At 64.6% G+C, this 18,582-nt stretch carries 15 protein-coding genes; 10 read left to right on the forward strand and 5 right to left on the reverse strand.

Going from position 1 to position 18,582, the window contains the following annotated elements:
- Nucleotides 1–35: 35 nt before the first annotated feature.
- Nucleotides 36–437: a MerR family transcriptional regulator gene (locus tag YWC_RS0116830; protein ID WP_027866427.1), complete on the reverse strand. Its 402-nt coding sequence runs from the start codon at nucleotides 435–437 to the stop codon at nucleotides 36–38.
- A gap of 123 nt (nucleotides 438–560) precedes the next feature.
- On the opposite strand from YWC_RS0116830, the gene YWC_RS0116835 reads away from it, so the two are divergent.
- The 3 genes from YWC_RS0116835 to YWC_RS33350 all read left to right on the forward strand — a co-directional run bounded on the left by YWC_RS0116835 (nucleotide 561) and on the right by YWC_RS33350 (nucleotide 2,593).
- Nucleotides 561–1,613, forward strand: a complete 1,053-nt coding sequence (locus YWC_RS0116835; protein ID WP_027866428.1) for an MBL fold metallo-hydrolase — start codon at nucleotides 561–563, stop codon at nucleotides 1,611–1,613.
- A 268-nt stretch (nucleotides 1,614–1,881) separates the two neighbouring features.
- Entirely contained in the window at nucleotides 1,882–2,301 is a 420-nt protein-coding gene (locus YWC_RS0116840) for a transcriptional regulator (RefSeq protein ID WP_027866429.1), read from the forward strand.
- 118 nt (nucleotides 2,302–2,419) lie between these two features.
- Nucleotides 2,420–2,593 carry a hypothetical protein gene (locus tag YWC_RS33350; protein WP_169728130.1) on the forward strand — a complete coding sequence of 58 codons (174 nt, stop codon included), beginning with the start codon at nucleotides 2,420–2,422 and terminating at the stop codon, nucleotides 2,591–2,593.
- Here YWC_RS33350 and YWC_RS0116850 read toward each other — a convergent pair.
- Nucleotides 2,590–3,183 carry a UbiX family flavin prenyltransferase gene (locus tag YWC_RS0116850; protein ID WP_027866430.1) on the reverse strand — a complete coding sequence of 198 codons (594 nt, stop codon included), beginning with the start codon at nucleotides 3,181–3,183 and terminating at the stop codon, nucleotides 2,590–2,592. The two genes, YWC_RS33350 and YWC_RS0116850, sit on opposite strands and share 4 nt — an antisense overlap.
- Before the next feature lie 4 nt (nucleotides 3,184–3,187).
- Nucleotides 3,188–3,502 carry a Grx4 family monothiol glutaredoxin gene (grxD, locus tag YWC_RS0116855; protein WP_027866431.1) on the reverse strand — a complete coding sequence of 105 codons (315 nt, stop codon included), beginning with the start codon at nucleotides 3,500–3,502 and terminating at the stop codon, nucleotides 3,188–3,190.
- Nucleotides 3,503–3,667: 165 nt separating this feature from the next.
- Between grxD and YWC_RS0116860 the strand changes: the two genes are divergently transcribed.
- Both YWC_RS0116860 and YWC_RS0116865 read left to right on the forward strand, forming a co-directional pair.
- Nucleotides 3,668–3,979: a hypothetical protein gene (locus YWC_RS0116860; protein ID WP_156923770.1), complete on the forward strand. Its 312-nt coding sequence runs from the start codon at nucleotides 3,668–3,670 to the stop codon at nucleotides 3,977–3,979.
- Nucleotides 3,980–4,054: 75 nt separating this feature from the next.
- Nucleotides 4,055–4,342 carry a hypothetical protein gene (locus tag YWC_RS0116865; RefSeq protein WP_027866433.1) on the forward strand — a complete coding sequence of 96 codons (288 nt, stop codon included), beginning with the start codon at nucleotides 4,055–4,057 and terminating at the stop codon, nucleotides 4,340–4,342.
- 33 nt (nucleotides 4,343–4,375) lie between these two features.
- On the opposite strand, the gene YWC_RS0116870 is transcribed toward YWC_RS0116865, so the two are convergent.
- Nucleotides 4,376–6,727 carry a Tex family protein gene (locus YWC_RS0116870; RefSeq protein ID WP_027866434.1) on the reverse strand — a complete coding sequence of 784 codons (2,352 nt, stop codon included), beginning with the start codon at nucleotides 6,725–6,727 and terminating at the stop codon, nucleotides 4,376–4,378.
- Between the two features lie 270 nt (nucleotides 6,728–6,997).
- On the opposite strand from YWC_RS0116870, the gene YWC_RS0116875 reads away from it, so the two are divergent.
- Nucleotides 6,998–10,123, forward strand: coding sequence for a DEAD/DEAH box helicase (locus YWC_RS0116875; protein WP_027866435.1), 3,126 nt, complete (start codon nucleotides 6,998–7,000; stop codon nucleotides 10,121–10,123).
- A gap of 223 nt (nucleotides 10,124–10,346) precedes the next feature.
- Here YWC_RS0116875 and YWC_RS0116880 read toward each other — a convergent pair whose 3' ends face one another.
- Nucleotides 10,347–10,595 (reverse strand): DUF3297 family protein, encoded by a 249-nt coding sequence (locus YWC_RS0116880; protein ID WP_027866436.1) that lies wholly within the window; start codon nucleotides 10,593–10,595, stop codon nucleotides 10,347–10,349.
- 172 nt (nucleotides 10,596–10,767) lie between these two features.
- Here YWC_RS0116880 and YWC_RS29820 point away from each other — a divergent pair, with 172 nt between their 5' ends.
- The 4 genes from YWC_RS29820 (at nucleotide 10,768) to YWC_RS0116900 (ending at nucleotide 18,474) form a co-directional block, all read left to right on the forward strand.
- A complete protein-coding gene (locus tag YWC_RS29820) occupies nucleotides 10,768–11,919 on the forward strand; it encodes a sensor histidine kinase (RefSeq protein WP_051306523.1) in 1,152 nt (383 codons plus the stop codon).
- Between the two features lie 12 nt (nucleotides 11,920–11,931).
- On the forward strand, nucleotides 11,932–12,612 hold the full coding sequence (locus YWC_RS0116890) for a response regulator transcription factor (RefSeq protein ID WP_027866437.1): 681 nt from the start codon (nucleotides 11,932–11,934) through the stop codon (nucleotides 12,610–12,612).
- A 105-nt stretch (nucleotides 12,613–12,717) separates the two neighbouring features.
- On the forward strand, nucleotides 12,718–13,428 hold the full coding sequence (locus YWC_RS0116895; RefSeq protein ID WP_027866438.1) for a transposase: 711 nt from the start codon (nucleotides 12,718–12,720) through the stop codon (nucleotides 13,426–13,428).
- A gap of 324 nt (nucleotides 13,429–13,752) precedes the next feature.
- On the forward strand, nucleotides 13,753–18,474 hold the full coding sequence (locus YWC_RS0116900) for a glutamate synthase-related protein (RefSeq protein ID WP_027866439.1): 4,722 nt from the start codon (nucleotides 13,753–13,755) through the stop codon (nucleotides 18,472–18,474).
- Nucleotides 18,475–18,582: the final 108 nt, after the last annotated feature.

Genomic DNA, 18,582 nt, shown 5'->3' on the forward strand with positions numbered 1-18,582 from the left:
CAAAAAAAAGGGAGGGTGCCAGGCCCTCCGCGTGCTTAGGCGGCGTTCTTGTTTTCCGCGCTGTCCGCCAGCAGGCGGCGGCATTCTTCCTCGTGCGCGGAAATTTCCTCGAGCGCCATCTCGATGTCGGCACGCTGCTGTTCCAGCGTCACGCGCTGGTGGGCCAGTACCCCGAGGAAGCGTTCGATCTGGGCCGCGGTGTCGCGTGGCGACTCGTACATGTCGACGATGCTCTTGATTTCCGACAGGGTGAGGCCCAGGCGCTTGCCGCGCAGGGTCAGTTTCAGCCGGGTACGGTCGCGCGGGGTATAGACACGGTTGCGGCCGCCCACGCCTTCGCGCTTGGGACTGAGCAAGCCCTGGTCTTCATAAAAGCGGATGGCACGGGCAGTGATGTCGAATTCGCGGGCCAGTTCGGCAATGGTATAGGTGACCATGGTTCTCTATGAAGCAAAAGAAGCGAAACAGGGAATCGCTTACAATCGATGCCTGCGCCCCGGTTTACGTTTACGTTAACGGCATTGTAGCGCGACCGCCCACGACGAACACGAAAGTTTTCCATGAACCCGCTCGAAGCCCAGCTCGATTATCCCTTTGGCGACACCATCCCGGCACCGGGCATGGTCCATCAACTGGCGCCGGGCCTGGCCTGGATCCGGATGCCGCTGCCCTTTGCGCTCGACCACATCAACCTGTGGCTGCTGCGCGACGAACAGGAAGGCCGCGCCGGCTGGAGCGTGGTCGACTGCGGCGCCGGGACCGACGCCACCCGCGCGGCCTGGGAACAGGTGCTGGGCGAGGGCCTGCAGGGCGCGCCGCTGCTGCGTGTGTTCGCCACCCATTGCCATCCCGACCACGTCGGCCTGTCGGGCTGGCTGAGCAGCCGCTTCGAGGCGCCGTTCTGGACCACCGCCGGGGAATTCGCCTTTGCCCGCATGATGGCGGCGGCGCTGCCGGGTGTCGACGGTCCCTCGGCCATCCCGCACTTCGAGCGTCACGGCCTGGTGGACCCGGACATGCTGGAGCAGATGCGCAGCCGCCGCAGTTACTATCCGTCCCTGGTGCCGGCGGTGCCGGAAGCCTATACCCGCCTGCAGGACGGCGACATGGTCGAGATCGGCGGCAGGGGCTGGCGCGTGATCACCGGCTTCGGCCACTCGCCGGAACATGCGTCGTTGTATTCCGAGGAGCTGAAGGTCCTGATTTCCGGCGACATGGTCTTGCCGCGTATTTCGACGAACGTGTCGGTATTCGCGGTCGAGCCGGAAGGCAACCCGCTGGACCTCTATCTTCAATCGCTGAAAAAGTTCACAAACTTGCCTGAGGACACTCTTGTCCTGCCTTCGCATGGCAAGCCCTTCCGCGGCCTGCACACCCGAATTGCTCAATTGCATGATCATCATGCGGCCCGCCTGGCCGAGGTGCTGGCGGCCTGTGTCGAGCCGAAGTCGGCCGTCGACATCGTGCCCCTGATGTTCCGCCGCCAGCTCGACGCCCACCAGCTCAGTTTCGCTCTGGGCGAGGCACTAGCCCACCTGCATAAATTATGGCGCGACGGGATGCTGCGCCGCAGTAAGGATAGCGACGGTATCATTCGTTTCCAGTTGGCCTGATCTCTTTCCGCAGCGCCGGCTGTGCCGGCAATCTGCATATTTGTTGCACGCAATCGTGCGGCAATGTCATACTTTTTCCTTTAGGATATATTTGCGATTCCCCAAATGGGGGATTGCGGGTAATATTTCCGGTTCGTAAAACATTCAAATTCTATTAAATAATCACATCTTTGTTACTTTTTAAAGGTATGATTGTTTGCTGAGGCTTCTCAGCCATAGAACGCCCGGCCGTCTGCACAGGCCATCCGCACATAACGTAAGCATTGCAATGAATTCAACCAATGAACGGGAGAGCTTCAGTGAGCGCCTGCAACAGGCGCTGAAGAACGCCCACTACTCGCCCGATAGCCCCACCCGCCTGGCCAGGGAATTCAATATCCGTTTCGAAGGCCGCCCGATCACCGTCCACGCCGCGCGCAAGTGGCTGGTGGGCGAAGCCATCCCGACCCAGGAAAAGCTGCGCATGATCGCCCAGTGGCTGGGCGTGCCGGCCGACTGGCTGCGCTTCGGCGGCGCCGAGCATGCTAGCGCCGGCACCGACAGCAATGGCGGCGGCGCCCGCTTCGAAACCGCGGACGTGAAGCTGATTGCAGATTTACAACGCCTGGACGAGCACCATCGCCAGCTGGCACGCGAGTTCATCCGCATGCTGGTGCGAATGAATCACCAGAAGCCCGAGCAAAAATAGTTTCGTAATTGCACTTTTCGTGAGTGCAGAGCGGCACAAACAGCTGCAGCTGGGTCATAATCTGTCCAGTGGCGAGCGGATCCGCCGTCACCGGGTCACGTCAAGGAGCAGCTGCCGTATGCGAAACAACTACGCCAACACCGCCCAGCTCAAGGAACTGATGACCGCACCGCCGATGACGGCGGCGCGCCATGCCGAGGTGATGCGACAACGCAATGCCCGGCGGCGGATGCTCGAGGAAGCACGCGAGGCGAAAAAGGCCGACGAACCGTTTGACGGCGACAAGCGCTAGCTGTCCTGCGCGTCTTTCATGCCGCCCCACCTGGGGGCGTGGGCGTTGTCGAGCCCGAGCAGGTCGACCGCCCGGTCGACCGTATGCTCGACCATCTCTTCGATCGTCGCCGGACGATGATAAAAGCTCGGCAGGGGCGGGAACACGATGCCGCCCATCTCCGTCACCGCCGTCATATTGCGCAGGTGCGCCAGGTTGAAGGGCGTCTCGCGCACCATCAGCACCAGCCTGCGCCTTTCCTTCAGCATCACGTCCGCGGCGCGCGTGACCAGGTTGTCCGACAGGCCATGGGCGACGGCCGCCAGGGTTTTCATCGAACAGGGAGCGATCACCATGCCGTCGACTTGGTAAGAGCCGCTGGCGATCGAGGCGCCGATGTCGCGGTTGCGGTGGACGACGTGGGCCAGCGCCTCGGCATCGCGCCGCTGCAGGCCGAGTTCCTGGTGCAGGGTGAGGGAGGCGGCGTCGGAAATCACCAGGTGGGTCTCGACGCCGGGAGTCGCGTGCAGCCGCCGCAGCAGCTGCACGCCATAGACCGCGCCGGTTGCGCCAGTGATGGCGACAATGATCCTGCGCGGGCGGCCGGTCATGGAATCAGCCGTTCTTCAGCAGGGTCTGCAGCTCGCCCGATTCGTACATCTCGTTCATGATGTCGGTGCCGCCGATGAATTCGCCGCGCACGTAGAGCTGCGGGATGGTCGGCCAGTTCGAGTAGTCCTTGATGCCCTGGCGGACTTCGGCGTCTTCCAGGACGTTGACGGTGGCGATGTTGTCGACACCGCAGGCTTTCAGGATCTGGATGGCGCGGCCCGAGAAGCCGCATTGCGGGAATTGCGCGGTTCCCTTCATGAACAGCACGACCGGGGTGGTGGTCACGGTGTCTTTGATCCAGGTTTGAACGTCGCTCATGTGTGTGCCTTCAGTGGGAATGGATAAGATGCCGCCATTTTATAAGAATTCGGCAGGGCGGGCACGGGCCTGGCGTCGTTCTCCCGCCTGCTGTGACAATCGGCGGATTTTTACCGGAAAATCCCCGCTATGATGGTCTTTCATGCCACCCGAACGGGAACCATCATGACTGCCTACCGAGGCTTTGCTTCCATGCCATCGCCCCTGCTGTGGTGCATGGCTGCCTTCTTTGTCATTGCCGGCGTGTACGAAATCATCACCGGGATGTACCGGGAGCCACTGGAAGACGTCCTGCTCTACATCGGCCAGCTGCCGGCCGGCCTGTTCCTGCTGTACTGCGCCGTGCAGGCCTGGCGCGACCGGCGCGGCGAGCTGGCATCGCACCGCACGACCATGGTCGGCTACGCCTGCTTCGGCCTGTTCTGTCTGTGCTTCCTGGTGAAGGCAGGGACGACCGCGGTGCGCGTCCTGGGCTGAACCGCCGGCGGTTTTTGCCCACGGGCGGGGCGGGACTGGTATGATCGCGCGCATTCCCTTCGTCCGGCACGCATCATGCAACAGACACCCCAGCGCAGACCCTCGGCCACCGCCAATTTCGCGATCGGCGCCCTGCTGGCCATCCCTGGCCTGATCAACCTCATCGAGGGCCTGATGGGCCTGGGCATCGGCCGCCTCCTGTGCGGCATCGCGGCCCTCGGCTATGGCCTGCTGCTGGTGCGCGAAGGACTGCACATCAAGAAAACCGGACTGCCCGCGTTGCCGCAAAAGCGCATGATCCTGATCGGCTTCGGCTTCCTGAGCGTCTACATGGTCGGGCTGTTCCTCAAGCACGCGGGCTGACCGGCTCACCGGCCGGCCACCCCGCACGCGCCATTACTTCTTCAGCTTGGCGAAGGCCGCGGCCATCGCGCCGCCGGCTGCGGGCGCCGGCTTGTCCTGACGCTGGTGCTGGGCCAGGCGCTTGCTGTCGTTGCGGTCGCCGCGCTGCTCCGGACGCGCGCCCGGCTGCGGCGCGGCATCGGACAGGCGCATGGTGAGCGCGATGCGCTTGCGCTTGACGTCCACTTCCAGCACTTTCACCTTGACCACCTGGCCGGCCTTGACCACCGTGTGCGGGTCCTTCACAAACGTGTTCGACAGCGCCGAGATGTGCACCAGTCCATCCTGGTGCACGCCGATGTCGACAAAGGCGCCGAAGGCGGCCACGTTGGTCACCACGCCTTCCAGGATCATGTCCGGGCGCAGGTCCGAGATTTCTTCGACGCCTTCCTTGAAGGTCGCAGTGGTGAATTCCGGACGCGGGTCGCGGCCCGGCTTTTCCAGTTCCTTCAGGATGTCGGTCACGGTCGGCACGCCGAATTTGTCATCCGCATACTTGGCCGGATTGAGCGACTTGATGAGCGCACTGTCGCCGATCACCGCCTTCATGTCGCGCTTGATGTCGCCCAGGATCTTCTCGACCACCGGATAGGATTCCGGGTGGACCGCCGAGGCGTCCAGCGGGTTCTCGCCGTTCATCACGCGCAGGAAGCCGGCCGCCTGCTCGAAGGTCTTGTCGCCCAGGCGCGGCACCTTCTTCAATGCCGCGCGCGAGGCGAACGCGCCCTGCATGTCGCGGTAGTTCACGATGCTCTGCGCCACGCTGCCAGATAAGCCCGAGACCCGCGCCAGCAGCGGCGCCGAGGCCGTGTTCACGTCCACGCCCACCGCGTTCACGCAATCCTCGACCACGGCGTCGAGCGAGCGCGCGAGCTGGGTCTGGGACACGTCGTGCTGGTACTGGCCGACGCCGATCGACTTCGGGTCGATCTTGACCAGTTCCGCCAGCGGGTCCTGCAGGCGGCGCGCGATCGACACCGCGCCGCGCAGCGAGACGTCCAGCTCGGGCAGTTCGCGCGAGGCGAATTCCGAGGCCGAATACACCGAGGCGCCGGCTTCCGAGACGACGATCTTGGTGAGTTTCAGCTCCGGGCGCTGCTTGATCAGGTCAGCGGCCAGCTTGTCGGTCTCGCGCGAGGCGGTGCCGTTGCCGATCGAGATCAGCGACACATTGTGCTTGGCCGCCAGCTGGCCGAGCACGTGCAGGGCGCCGTCCCAGTCGTTGCGCGGCTGGTGCGGGTAGACGGTGGCGGTGTCGACCACCTTGCCGGTGGCGTCCACCACCGCCACCTTGACGCCGGTGCGCAGGCCCGGGTCCAGGCCCATGGTGGCGCGCGGGCCGGCCGGCGCGGCCAGCAGCAGCGCCTTCAGGTTACGGGCGAAGACCTGGATCGCATCGAGTTCGGCCTTCTCGCGCAGCGCGCCCATCAGCTCGGTCTCGATGTACATGAAGCTCTTCACGCGCCAGGTCCAGCGCGCGGTGTCGAGCAGCCACTTGTCGGCCGGGCGCCCAAGCGCCTTGATGCCGAATGCGGCGCAGATGCGGCTTTCGCAAGGGTTGTGCGGCGCGTCCCACTTCGGCTTCTCGGCTTCCGAATCGAGGCGCAGGGTGACATCCAGCACGCCCTCGCGGCGGCCGCGCATCAGCGCCAGCGCGCGGTGCGAAGGAATCGTGGACAGGGTTTCGGAATAGTCGAAATAGTCGGCGAATTTTTCGCCCGCGTCCTCCTGGCCGGCCACGACTTTTGACTCGACCACGCCGTGCTCCTGCACGTATTCGCGCAGCGACTGCAGCAGCGTCGCATCTTCGGCGAAGCGCTCCATCAGGATCTGGCGCGCACCGTCGAGGGCCGCCTTGGTATCAGCCACGCCCGGGTTGGCGCCGCCGTCGGCATTCGTGAAGGCCTCGCGCAGGTAGCCGGACGCCACCTCTTCTGGATTGAGCGACGGGTCGCCGAGCAAGGCCTCGGCCAGCGGCGACAGGCCCGCTTCGATCGCGATCTGCGCCTTGGTGCGGCGCTTCTGCTTGTAGGGCAGGTACAGGTCCTCCAGGCGGGTCTTGTCCTCGGCATGGGCGATCGCATCGAGCAGCTCCGGCGTCATCTTGTTCTGCTCCGTGATCGACGCGATGATCGACGCGCGGCGGTCTTCGAGCTCGCGCAGGTAGCGCAGGCGCTCTTCCAGAAGTCGCAGCTGGGTGTCGTCGAGGCCGCCCGTGGCTTCCTTGCGGTAGCGTGCGATGAAGGGGACAGTCGCGCCTTCGTCGAGCAGGGCGACGGCGGCGGCCACCTGGACCGGTTTGGCGGACAGTTCGAGGGCGAGGCGTTGTTCGATGGATGGCAGCATGGTGCGGTGGTGTGCGCGATGAGTACGCGCGTGTCTCTAAAAGGTCAAGCAAACAATGATACGCAAACGCGGGGGATACACCAGTCTTGACAGCGCCACTTGAACATGCGAGAACAGTCGGCTGTACGCGTGATTCGCATGGACGAACAGCGTGCACGCAGATGGTGCGGACAAGTTTTGTCCGCTACGTGCGATTCCGAACAAAACGGAAGCGTCCGTATGAAGGATAATGTTCTTTATTGTCGTTTTTAATACAGACACACGAGACCCATGCACACAGTCGATGATCACCGCGAGAACGCCAACGACGCACCCGTAGCAGCACCTGCCGTCGCCCGCGCTCCCGCACGCGCTCCCGCCCTGCCCGCGCCGGTGGTGAGCTGGCTGCAAAGGGTCGAGGCGGCGGCGCACCCGCAGCCCAGGCTGACCGACGAGGTCGCCGATCCGAAGGCCGTGCAGTACAAGTTTGTCTACGTGATGGCCCCGACCAGCGGCGGCCGCCACGTCGCCATCTGCCTGTGCAAGGCGCGCCTGCGCCCGAACGGCGACGTCGCCGCCGCCAGCCCGGTAAGCGAAGTGTTCTCGCTGCTGTCGGCGCCACCGGCCTACCTCGAAGGCGACGACGTCGACCTGGTGCGCTTCTTCATCGCCATGCGCAGCGGTTCGGCCCAGGGCACCAGCGCCACCGAACCGAAAGGCAAAGTCGGCGCCATCCTGCTGCAGATGCTGCTTGAACAAGGCAAGCTGCTGTGGGCGAACTCGTGGTCCGACATGGCCAATGGCCTGGTCTATCCGCTACAGGCCGGCCCGACCCGCCTGGCCAGCCTGGCCTGGCGCGACGAGGGCCGCGTGGCCAAACTCGGGTGGTCGGTGGAACCGGCCAACGGCGCCACCCACAGCGGGGCCGACCTGATCGACTACATGCTGCCGACCGACCCGCCGTGGTACATCGACAACCTGTCGATCGGCCCGCTCGAACTGAATCGCGGCGGCATCGACATCTCGCTGGCCGAACTGCAGGCGCTGGTGGCCCAGGCCCCGGCCCTCACCGGCACCGACAAGAAGCGCGTCTCGCAACTGCTGCTGGCGCACGGCCTGCAGCAGCTGATGCCGCTGCCGCAGCCGCTCACCCAGCGCCTGCGCAACGACGTCAAACCGATTCCGCACCTGCTGCTCGATTCGGTGCAGCTGTCCGACGGCGGCACGCCGCGCTGGCACGACTTCGCCGTGCTGGCCTACGACTACGACGGCCAGCGCGTGTCCTTCGATCCGGCCCAGCGCGTGGTGCGCCAGATCGGCGACGTCACCGAGGTCATCGAACGCGACCCGAAGGCCGAAGCCGCGGCCCTGAACAAACTGAACGAGATCGGCTTCCGCAAGCCGGTCACCGCGCCCTTCAACGCCATGGCCGGCGCCCTGGTGCTGGACAGCCAGGCGCACTGGCTGCGCTTCGCCGAGAACGACCTTGACGCCCTGTCCGACACCGGCTGGCACCTGCAGAAGTCGGCCAAGTACCGCTACGACGTGGTGCCGGTCGAAGACTGGTATGCCGACATCGACGAACCCGAAGAAGCGGGCAATGCCTGGTTCGAGCTGGAGCTGGGCATCGTGGTGGCGCGCAAGCGCGTGCCGCTGCTGCCGGTGCTGGTGCAGCTGATCCGCAGCGCCCCTGCCGACTTCGACCCGGCCGTGCTGGCCGCCCATGCCGAAGCCGACCAGATGCTGGCCACGCTGCCGGACGGCGTGCGCGTGGCGCTGCCCTGGGGCCGCCTGAAGCCCATCCTCGCCACGCTCGGCGAGCTGTACTTCAATGACAAGATCAAGGGCCGCATGCGCATGTCCACGCTGGACGCGGCGCGCCTGGAAGACCTGGCGCGCGGCCTCGAGCTGCGCTGGACCGGCGGCGAGCGCCTGCGCGAGACCGGCCGCAAGCTGAGCCAGTTCGGCTCGGTCAAGAAGGTCGAGGCGCCCAAGGGCCTGCAAGCTACCTTGCGCGACTACCAGCTCGACGGCCTGTCGTGGATGCAGTTCCTGCGCGAGTACGACCTCGGCGGCATCCTGGCCGACGACATGGGTCTCGGCAAAACCGTGCAGACCCTGGCCCACATCCTCACCGAGAAGGAAGCAGGGCGCCTGACCAGCCCGGCCCTGGTGATCGCGCCGACCAGCCTCATGACCAACTGGTTCGACGAGGCCGCGCGCTTCGCCCCGAGCCTGAAGGTGCTGCTCCTGCAGGGCAAGGAGCGCATGGACCTGTTCGACCAGATCGACGACGCCGACATCGTGCTGACCACCTATGCGCTGCTGCCGCGCGACGAGGAAAAGCTGCGCGAGCACCACTATCACCTGGTGATCCTGGACGAATCGCACTACATCAAGAACACCCGCTCCAAGGCGGCGCAGACGGCCGGCTCGCTCAACGCCCGCCACCGCCTGTGCCTGTCCGGCACGCCGCTCGAGAACCACCTGGGCGAGCTGTGGTCGCAGTTCCACTTCCTGCTGCCAGGCCTGCTGGGCGACGAGAAGAGCTTCAACAACCAGTTCCGCCACCCGATCGAACGCCAGGACGATTCGGTGCGCCGCACCCTGCTGAGCCGCCGCATCAAGCCCTTCCTGCTGCGCCGTACCAAGGACCACGTGGCCAAGGAACTGCCGGAGAAGACCGAGATGGTGCGCCGCATCGAGCTTTCGGGCGCGCAGCGCGACATGTACGAAACCGTGCGCCTGGCGATGGACAAGAAGGTGCGCGACGAGATCGACCGCAAGGGCGTGGCGCGCAGCCAGATCGTCATCCTCGAAGCGCTGCTCAAGCTGCGCCAGGTCTGCTGCGACCCGCGCCTGGTGAAGGCCATGCCGGGCAAGAAGAACACCGCCGCGGTGTCGGCCAAGCTGACCGACCTGATGCAGATGGTCGAAGACCTGCTGCAGGAAGGCCGCAAGATCCTGGTGTTCTCGCAGTTCACCAGCATGCTGTTCCTGATCGAGGAAGAACTCGCCGCGCGCGGCATCCACTACGCGCTGCTCACCGGCGAGACGCGCGACCGCTCGGCCCAGGTGGCCGCCTTCCAGCAGGGCGCGGTGCCGATCTTCCTGATCAGCCTGAAGGCCGGCGGCGTGGGCCTGAACCTGACCGCGGCCGACACCGTGATCCACTACGACCCGTGGTGGAACCCGGCGGCCGAGAACCAGGCGACCGACCGCGCCTGGCGCATCGGGCAGGACAAGCCGGTGTTCGTGTACAAGCTGATCGCCAAGGGCACGCTGGAAGAGAAGATCCAGCAGCTGCAGCTGAAGAAGTCGGAACTGGCGCAGTCGATCCTGTCCGAAGGTGAATCGCAGAAGATGGCGCTGACGCAGGAAGATCTGCAAGCGATCTTCGCACCGCTGGAAGACTAAAGTCAGCTGTTTAGAATAGAAACGCGGCGCTTGACGATGTCAGCGCCGCGTTTTTCGTAGGGTGGACGGCTTCGCCGTCCGCGCGTTCAAATCTGGCGTGCATAGTGACGGCGTAGGGATTCAAGTGCCGGTCGAACGCGCGGTCGGCATAGCCGACCACCCTACCAAAGCAAAAGGGCGGCTGGTTAGCACCAGCCGCCCTTTCTTTTTGCATCAATGCGGATTACTTGTAAAAAGCCTCGACCTTGCCCTTCAACTTGATCAGCATCGGCTTGCCCTTGCGGTCGAGCGTGCGGCCGGCGGCGACCTTGATCCAGCCTTCGCTCATGCAGTACTCTTCGACGTCATGGCGATCCTTGTCGTTGAAGCGGATGCCGATCTCGCGCTGGAAAACGTCGCGGTTATGAAAAGGGCTGCTCGGGTCGATCGAGAGCCGGTCCGGGAGTGGGGGGAGGGTAGCGGTATCGTTCATAGACGCGAATTATCCACCAACTGCGCCCACCGTGGCGCATTTTTCATCACATCGACATAGCGATCCGGTGCCGGTGCAGGACAAGGCCGGGCTTGCTCCTATACAAAGTGTCGCGAGCAACGATATACTGGGTGACAACGTTCATTGTCCCATCGATAACAGAAAGTGCCCAATGACCCGTAGCACGGCTGTTGATCCCCATGCTCCGGCCAGTCCGGAGCGCCCCGCCGGCATTCCAGGTATCGAACATCATTTCTGCACCATTGCCGAACTCGCCGGCGACATTGCCTTCAGCATCGACCTGCCGGCGCATACGCTGCGCTACCTGAGCCCGGCATTTTCCGCCCTGCTGGGCTACGAGGCCGGGGCACTGCAGGCCGCGATCGCCGGCGGCGGCGCGCACGAGGCACTGGGCGCGCTCGGCCTGCACCTCACCGCGCAGGGCGGGCTCGCGCCAGGCGAGCGCCGCATGCAGGAAGTCGACGTGCGCAACGCGGACGGCCATCCGGTCGGGCTGCAGGTGATCGCCACGGTGGTGCGCAACGCTGACGCCAGCCGCTCGCTGGTGGGACTGCTGCGCGACCTGTCGGCGCAGCGCGCCCACCTGGCCGACCAGCGCCGTTTCGCAAGCATGCTGAACCACGAATTCCGCACGCCGCTGGCGACCATCGACGGCGCGATCCAGCGCCTGGAAGCGACCGCCCATGGCGCCGACGACACCGTGCGCCAGCGTTATCGCAAGATCGCGGTCGCGGCCGACCGCCTGATCGCCATGCTCGACGAATACCTGTCGCCGGACCGCATGGCCGCGATCGGCCAGGTGCGCCAGCCGAACACCATCGCCGCCCGCGACTTGCTGGACGCCGGTGTGACGCAGCTGCGCGAAGCGGGCCGCGAAGCGGTCGTCGAAGCGGACGACCTGAAGCTGGGCCTGCGCGGCGAGCCCGAGGGCTTGCGGTTGGCGCTGAAGGTCCTGGTCGACAATGCCCTGCTGTACTCGCCGGCCGGCAGCAAGGTAACGCTGGGGGCGCGCCGCAGCGGGAGCGGGGTCGAGTTCACGGTGCGCGATGAAGGCGCCGGGGTACCGCCGGAGGATGCAGCCTGCATATTCGACAAGGGCTACCGCGGCAGCAATGCCACCGGCCTGCCGGGCAGCGGCCTGGGCCTCTATATGGCGCGCTCGATCGTCGACGTCCACGGCGGGATGCTGCGCCTGGGCGAGGACGGCAAGGAATTCCGGCTCTGGCTACCCGCCCTGGATATTAACGGCCAACAACAACTTGCCTCATCCTCTCCCAACAGTGATAATCGGACCGATCATTAACCCGACCAATCCATGACGCAGATACTGATTGTTGAAGACAATGGCGAATACGCCGACGACATGGCCGAGTTCCTGCGGGAACTGGACCACGACGTCACGATCGCCAAGACCGCGAGCGAGATGTGGGCGGCGCTGACGCGCACGCCGGCAGCGGTCGTCGTGCTCGACCTCGGCCTGCCGGACGAGGATGGTTTCAATGTCATTCCGCGGATGCGCCAGCTGTACCCGGAGATCGGCCTGCTGGTGCTGACCGGCCGGGTCGCGTTCGACCACCGCATCCTCGGGCTGCGCCTGGGCGCCGACCACTACCTGACCAAGCCGATCAAGTTCCCCGAACTGGCGGCGCACATCGAAGCGCTGGACCGCCGCGTGCGTCCGGCCGACCCGGCGCCGGCGCCGAGCAAATGGACCCTGCGCGTGAGCGCCCGCCAGCTCGAACTGGGCGGCAAGGTGATCGACCTGACCGAAAAGGAGTGCAACTTCCTGCACCTCCTGACCATCAACACCCGTCCGGTGCCGCGCCAGGTGATCGTCGCCGGCATGGGCGGCGAAGACCCGGACGCCAGCCGCCGGGTCGACATGCTGGTCTACCGCCTGCGCAAGAAAGCCCGTTCCGGCCTCGGCCAGGACCTGCCCCTGCGCAGCGCCTATGGCGAAGGCTACAGCCTCTCCGCCGGTTTCACCCTGTCCTGAGCATAATCGGGGACAGAGTCGGCCAACTTTTTCGCGACCTCGAGATTAATTAGGGACAGAGTCAGCTTTCTCGGCTAAAATGGGTGCTCGACTTTTGAGCACGCCATGGCACGCCTTCCCCGACTCATCATCCCGAACCAGCCGCAGCACCTCATCCAGCGCGGCAACAACCGCCAGCCGATCTTTCGCGACGAGGCCGACTACCAGCGCTTCCTCGCCTGGCTGAAGGAGGCGGCGCGCTTCTACGAGGTGGCCATTCACGCCTATGTGCTGATGCCGAACCACCTGCACCTGCTGGCGACGCCTTCCAACGAAACCGGGTTGGCGTTGATGATGCAGAAGATCGGCCGCTTCTACGTCCCCTGGTTCAATCAGAAGTACGAGCGCACGGGCGGCCTGTTCGAAGGGCGCTTCCGCACTTCGCTGGTCGATACCGAGCATTATCTTCTGTCCTGCAGCCGCTACATCGAGCTCAATCCGGTGCGCGCCGGGCTGGTCGCGGCGCCGCTGGACTACCCATGGTCGAGCTACGCCCACCACACCGGCGTGCGCACGGACGCCCTCATCACCGACCACCTGCTCTACTGGGGCCTGGGTAACACGCCCTTCCAGCGCGAAGCGGCCTACACCGAGCTCGTCATGCAGGGTATTACGCAGGAAGAGCTGGACTTCGTGACCGCCTCGGTGCTGAAGAACCAGCCCCTGGGTTCGGATGCCTTCAAGGCCGAGCTCGAGCGCCGGACCAAGCGCCAGATCCTGCCGGCCAAGCGCGGGCGGCCGCTTCGGGAACCGATCCCGCCGCTTTCGCAAGCATAAACAATCAGCAATCGATCAACGGCACGATTATTCGTGCCGTTTTTTTATTCAGCATCGCCGAAGGCAAGTCGGCAGGCATGGCAGTTGACATACGAACGAGCCTGCCGCCGCACCGAGCGCCTCCACTTCTTCTTATTAAAATCAAGGGCTTATCGATGAATTGGCACATTTTGACCGCCTGTGATTGACTATGTCCCCAATTAATCGCAAGTTCAAAAACTTGTTAAACAATTCTACTCTGACCCTAATTATTCTTGTTTACGTTTGTGTTGCGTTGCACTATTCTCGATTTTCGACCCTAGATAAAGCTGTGGAGATTGCCTCATGATTGCCCAAGGTTTGTACGATCCCGCCAATGAACACGACGCCTGCGGCGTCGGTTTCATCGCCCATATCAAGGGCAACAAGAGCCACTCGATCATCGAGCAGGGCCTGCAGATCCTGAAGAACCTCGACCACCGCGGCGCGGTCGGCGCCGATGCGCTGATGGGCGACGGCGCCGGTATCCTGATCCAGATCCCGGACCAGTATTTCCGCGACGAGATGGCCAAGCAGGGCGTGGAACTGCCGCCGCCTGGCGAATACGGCGTCGGCATGGTGTTCCTGCCGAAGGAACACGCGTCGCGCATCGCCTGCGAACAGGAAATCGAACGCGCCGTGCGCATCGAAGGGCAGGTCGTGCTCGGCTGGCGCAACGTGCCGGTCGACGAGACGATGCCGATGTCGCCCTTCGTGAAGGCGAAAGAGCCGGTGATCCGCCAGATCTTCATCGGCCGCGGCCCGGACATCATGGTCACCGACGCGCTCGAGCGCAAGCTGTACGTCATCCGCAAGTCCTCCGGCCACGCGATCCAGGCCCTGAAGCTCCTGCACGGCAAGGAGTTCTTCGTGCCCTCGATGTCGGCCCGCACCATCGTCTACAAAGGCCTGCTGCTGGCGGACCAGGTCGGCGTCTACTACAAGGACCTGCAGGATCCGCGCTGTATCTCGGCCCTGAGCCTGGTGCACCAGCGCTTCTCCACCAACACCTTCCCGGAATGGCCGCTGGCCCACCCTTACCGCCTGATCGCGCACAACGGCGAGATCAACACCGTCAAGGGCAACTTCAACTGGACCCGTGCCCGCGAAGGCATGCTGAAGTCCGCCGTGCTGGGTGAAGACCTGGGCAAGCTGTTCCCGCTGATCTATGAGGGTCAGTCCGATACCGCCTGCTTCGACAACGCGCTCGAACTGCTGGTGATGGCCGGCTATCCGGTCGCCCAGGCGATGATGATGATGATCCCGGAAGCCTGGGAAAACCACACGTCGATGGACGACAACCGCCGCGCCTTCTACGAATACCACGCCGCGATGATGGAACCCTGGGACGGCCCGGCCGCCATGGCCTTCACCGACGGCCGCCACATCGGCGGCACCCTGGACCGCAACGGCCTGCGTCCGGCGCGCTACGTCATCACCGAGGACGACTTGGTCGTCATGGCCTCGGAATCGGGCGTGCTGCCGATTCCCGAATCGCGCATCGTCAAGAAATGGCGCCTCCAGCCGGGCAAGATGTTCCTGATCGACCTGGAAGCCGGCCGCATCATCGACGACAAGGAGCTGAAGGACACCTACTCGAACGCCAAGCCGTACAAGGCCTGGATCAAGTCGGTGCGCATCAAGCTCAACGAAATCAAGCTGTCCGAGTCGCAGCTGACCCAGCACCGCGCCAAGGATGCCCAGGGCGAAAAAGCCGCGGTGCCGCTGCTGGACCGCCAGCAGGCCTTCGGTTACACCCAGGAAGACCTGAAGTTCCTGATGGCGCCGATGGCCGTGCTGGGCGAGGAAGCCACCGGTTCGATGGGCAATGACTCGCCGCTGGCAGTCATGTCGAACAAGCTCAAACCTTTGTATAACTACTTTAAACAATTGTTTGCGCAAGTGACCAATCCGCCGATCGACCCGATCCGCGAAAGCATGGTCATGTCGCTGGTCTCCTTCATCGGTCCGAAGCCGAACCTGCTGGACACCAACAACGTCAACCCGCCGATGCGCCTGGAAGTCTCGCAGCCGATCCTCGGCTTCGACGACATGGCCCGCCTGCGCGGCATCAGCTCGCACACCGGCGGCAAGTTCAAGTCCTATGAACTGAACATCTGCTATCCGGTCGCCTGGGGCAAGGAAGGCATCGAAGCCAGCCTGGCATCGCTGTGCGCCGAAGCCGTGGACGCGGTCAAGTCGGGCCATAACATCCTGATCGTCTCGGACCGCAACATGTCGCTTGAGCAGGTCGCGATTCCCGCGCTGCTGGCCACCTCGACCATCCACCAGCACCTGGTCGGCCGTGGCCTGCGCGCCTCCACCGGCCTGGTGGTCGAAACCGGCTCGGCCCGCGAGACCCACCACTTCGCCCTGCTGGCCGGCTACGGCGCGGAAGCCGTGCACCCCTACCTGGCCCTGGAAACGCTCAGCGACCTGGCGCACAACCTGCCGCACGAGATGGACGCCGACAAGGCGATCTACAACTACACCAAGGCAGTGGGCAAGGGCCTGATGAAGGTGATGTCCAAGATGGGCATCTCCACCTACATGTCGTATTGTGGTGCGCAGATCTTCGAGGCCGTGGGCCTGAACAAGTCGCTGGTCGACAAGTACTTCCGCGGCACCTCCTCGACCGTGGAAGGCATCGGCCTGTTCGAAGTGGCGGAAGAGGCGCTGCGCCTGCACTCGCTCGCCTTCGGCAACGATCCGGTGCTGGCCAACGCGCTCGACACCGGCGGCGAATACGCCTTCCGCGTGCGCGGCGAAGACCACCTGTGGACCCCGGACGCGATCGCCAAGCTGCAGCACTCGACCCGCGCCAACAATTTCAGCACCTACAAGGAATACGCGCAGATCATCAACGACCAGAGCCGCCGTCACCTGACCCTGCGCGGCCTGTTCGAGTTCAAGATCGATCCGTCGAAGGCCATCGCGCTGGAAGAAGTCGAGCCGGCCAAGGAAATCGTCAAGCGCTTCGCTACCGGCGCGATGTCGCTCGGTTCGATCTCGACCGAAGCCCACGCCACCCTGGCCATCGCCATGAACCGCATCGGCGGCAAGTCGAACACCGGCGAAGGCGGCGAAGATCCGCGCCGCTACATGGGCGAATTCAAGGGCATCAAGATCGCCAAGGGCGAGAGCCTGGCCTCGATCCTGGGTTCGGACCGCGTGGTGGCCGACATCCCGCTGGAAGAAGGCGATTCGCTGCGTTCGAAGATCAAGCAGGTGGCGTCGGGCCGCTTCGGCGTCTCCGCCGAGTACCTGGCATCGGCCGACCAGATCCAGATCAAGATGGCGCAGGGCGCAAAACCGGGCGAAGGCGGCCAACTGCCGGGCCACAAGGTGTCCGAATACATCGCGTCGCTGCGGGTCTCGGTGCCGGGCGTCGGCCTGATCTCGCCGCCGCCGCACCACGACATCTATTCGATCGAAGACCTAGCGCAGCTGATCCACGACCTGAAGAACGTCAACCCGAACGCCTCGATCTCGGTCAAGCTGGTCTCGGAAGTCGGCATCGGCACCGTGGCCGCGGGCGTCTCGAAGGCCAAGGCCGACCACGTGGTGGTCGCCGGCCACGACGGCGGCACCGGCGCTTCGCCGCTGTCCTCGGTCAAGCACGCCGGCACCCCGTGGGAGCTGGGCCTGGCCGAGACCCAGCAGACGCTGGTGCTCAATGGCCTGCGCAGCCGCATCCGCGTCCAGGCCGACGGCCAGATGCGCACAGGCCGCGACGTGGTCGTTGCCGCCATGCTGGGCGCCGACGAAATCGGTTTTGCGACGGCGCCGCTGGTGGTCGAAGGCTGCATCATGATGCGCAAGTGCCACCTGAATACCTGCCCGGTCGGTGTCGCGACCCAGGACCCGGTCCTGCGCGCCAAGTTCCAGGGCAAGCCGGAGCATGTGGTGAACTACTTCTTCTTCGTCGCCGAAGAAGCGCGCCAGCTGATGGCGCAGCTGGGCATCCGCAGCTGGGACGAACTGATCGGCCGCACCGACCTGCTCGACAAGGCACGTGCAGTCGAGCACTGGAAGGCGCAGGGCCTGGACTTCTCGAACATCTTCTACCAGCCGAAGGTCGAATCGCAGCGCGCGCTGTTCCACACCGACGGCCAGGACCATGGCCTGGACAAGGCGCTGGACCACAAGCTGATCGCCCAGGCCAAGGCCGCGCTGGAGAAGGGCGAGCGCGTCTCCTTCATTTCGCCGGTGAGGAACCTGAACCGCACCGTCGGCACCATGCTGTCGGGCGAAGTGGCCAAGCGCTACGGCCACGCCGGCCTGCCGGACGACACCATCCACATCCAGCTGCAGGGCACCGCGGGCCAGTCGGCCGCGGCCTTCCTGGCGGCGGGCATCACGATCGACCTGGTGGGCGAGGGCAACGACTATGTCGGCAAGGGCCTGTCGGGCGGCCGCATCATCGTGCGCCCGAACACCGAGTTCCGTGGCTGGGCGGTGGACAACATCATCGTCGGCAACACCGTGCTGTACGGCGCGATTTCGGGCGAAGCCTTCTTCAACGGCGTGGCCGGCGAGCGCTTCGCGGTGCGTAACTCGGGCGCCACGGCGGTGGTCGAGGGCTGCGGCGACCACGGTTGCGAATACATGACCGGCGGTACCGTCGTGGTGCTGGGCGAGACCGGCCGCAACTTCGCGGCGGGCATGTCGGGCGGCGTCGCCTACGTGTACGACCCGAAGGGCGAGTTCGAAGGCAAGTGCAACACCACGATGGTCAACCTGGAGCCGGTGCTCACCACCAAGCAGCAGGGCCAGGAGGGCCAGGCCGGCTGGCACAGCCAGACCCGGGGCGGCGAGCGCGAGTCGGACGAGGTCATCCTGCGCCGCCTGATCGAGCGCCACTTCAAGCACACGGGTTCGACCCGCGCGCGCAACCTGCTGGACGACTGGGCCAACAGCCGCGGCAAGTTCGTGAAGGTCTTCCCGACCGACTACAAGCGCGCCCTCGAGGAAATGCACAACTCGAGCATGGAAGAAGCGAACGACAAGATCGAGCTGGCGGCGTAAGCGCCAAGCGCACCGATAACGCAAACCAGATCACGACACTTTGAACCGTCGTCCCGGCGAAGGCCGGGACCCAAGTTTGCCGGCGTAGCGATATCGCACGCAGAAATT

The organism is Massilia alkalitolerans DSM 17462, assembly GCF_000427785.1.
Lineage (GTDB): Bacteria > Pseudomonadota > Gammaproteobacteria > Burkholderiales > Burkholderiaceae_D > Telluria > Telluria alkalitolerans.

What these genes read in the sequence shown, in the direction of transcription:
- YWC_RS0116830 (WP_027866427.1), bottom strand. Translation starts at nt 437, where the DNA reads ATGGTCACCTATACCATTGCCGAACTGGCCCGCGAATTCGACATCACT.
- YWC_RS0116835 (WP_027866428.1), top strand. Translation starts at nt 561, where the DNA reads ATGAACCCGCTCGAAGCCCAGCTCGATTATCCCTTTGGCGACACCATC.
- YWC_RS0116840 (WP_027866429.1), top strand. Translation starts at nt 1,882, where the DNA reads ATGAATTCAACCAATGAACGGGAGAGCTTCAGTGAGCGCCTGCAACAG.
- YWC_RS33350 (WP_169728130.1), top strand. Translation starts at nt 2,420, where the DNA reads ATGCGAAACAACTACGCCAACACCGCCCAGCTCAAGGAACTGATGACC.
- YWC_RS0116850 (WP_027866430.1), bottom strand. Translation starts at nt 3,183, where the DNA reads ATGACCGGCCGCCCGCGCAGGATCATTGTCGCCATCACTGGCGCAACC.
- grxD (WP_027866431.1), bottom strand. Translation starts at nt 3,502, where the DNA reads ATGAGCGACGTTCAAACCTGGATCAAAGACACCGTGACCACCACCCCG.
- YWC_RS0116860 (WP_156923770.1), top strand. Translation starts at nt 3,668, where the DNA reads ATGACTGCCTACCGAGGCTTTGCTTCCATGCCATCGCCCCTGCTGTGG.
- YWC_RS0116865 (WP_027866433.1), top strand. Translation starts at nt 4,055, where the DNA reads ATGCAACAGACACCCCAGCGCAGACCCTCGGCCACCGCCAATTTCGCG.
- YWC_RS0116870 (WP_027866434.1), bottom strand. Translation starts at nt 6,727, where the DNA reads ATGCTGCCATCCATCGAACAACGCCTCGCCCTCGAACTGTCCGCCAAA.
- YWC_RS0116875 (WP_027866435.1), top strand. Translation starts at nt 6,998, where the DNA reads ATGCACACAGTCGATGATCACCGCGAGAACGCCAACGACGCACCCGTA.
- YWC_RS0116880 (WP_027866436.1), bottom strand. Translation starts at nt 10,595, where the DNA reads ATGAACGATACCGCTACCCTCCCCCCACTCCCGGACCGGCTCTCGATC.
- YWC_RS29820 (WP_051306523.1), top strand. Translation starts at nt 10,768, where the DNA reads ATGACCCGTAGCACGGCTGTTGATCCCCATGCTCCGGCCAGTCCGGAG.
- YWC_RS0116890 (WP_027866437.1), top strand. Translation starts at nt 11,932, where the DNA reads ATGACGCAGATACTGATTGTTGAAGACAATGGCGAATACGCCGACGAC.
- YWC_RS0116895 (WP_027866438.1), top strand. Translation starts at nt 12,718, where the DNA reads ATGGCACGCCTTCCCCGACTCATCATCCCGAACCAGCCGCAGCACCTC.
- YWC_RS0116900 (WP_027866439.1), top strand. Translation starts at nt 13,753, where the DNA reads ATGATTGCCCAAGGTTTGTACGATCCCGCCAATGAACACGACGCCTGC.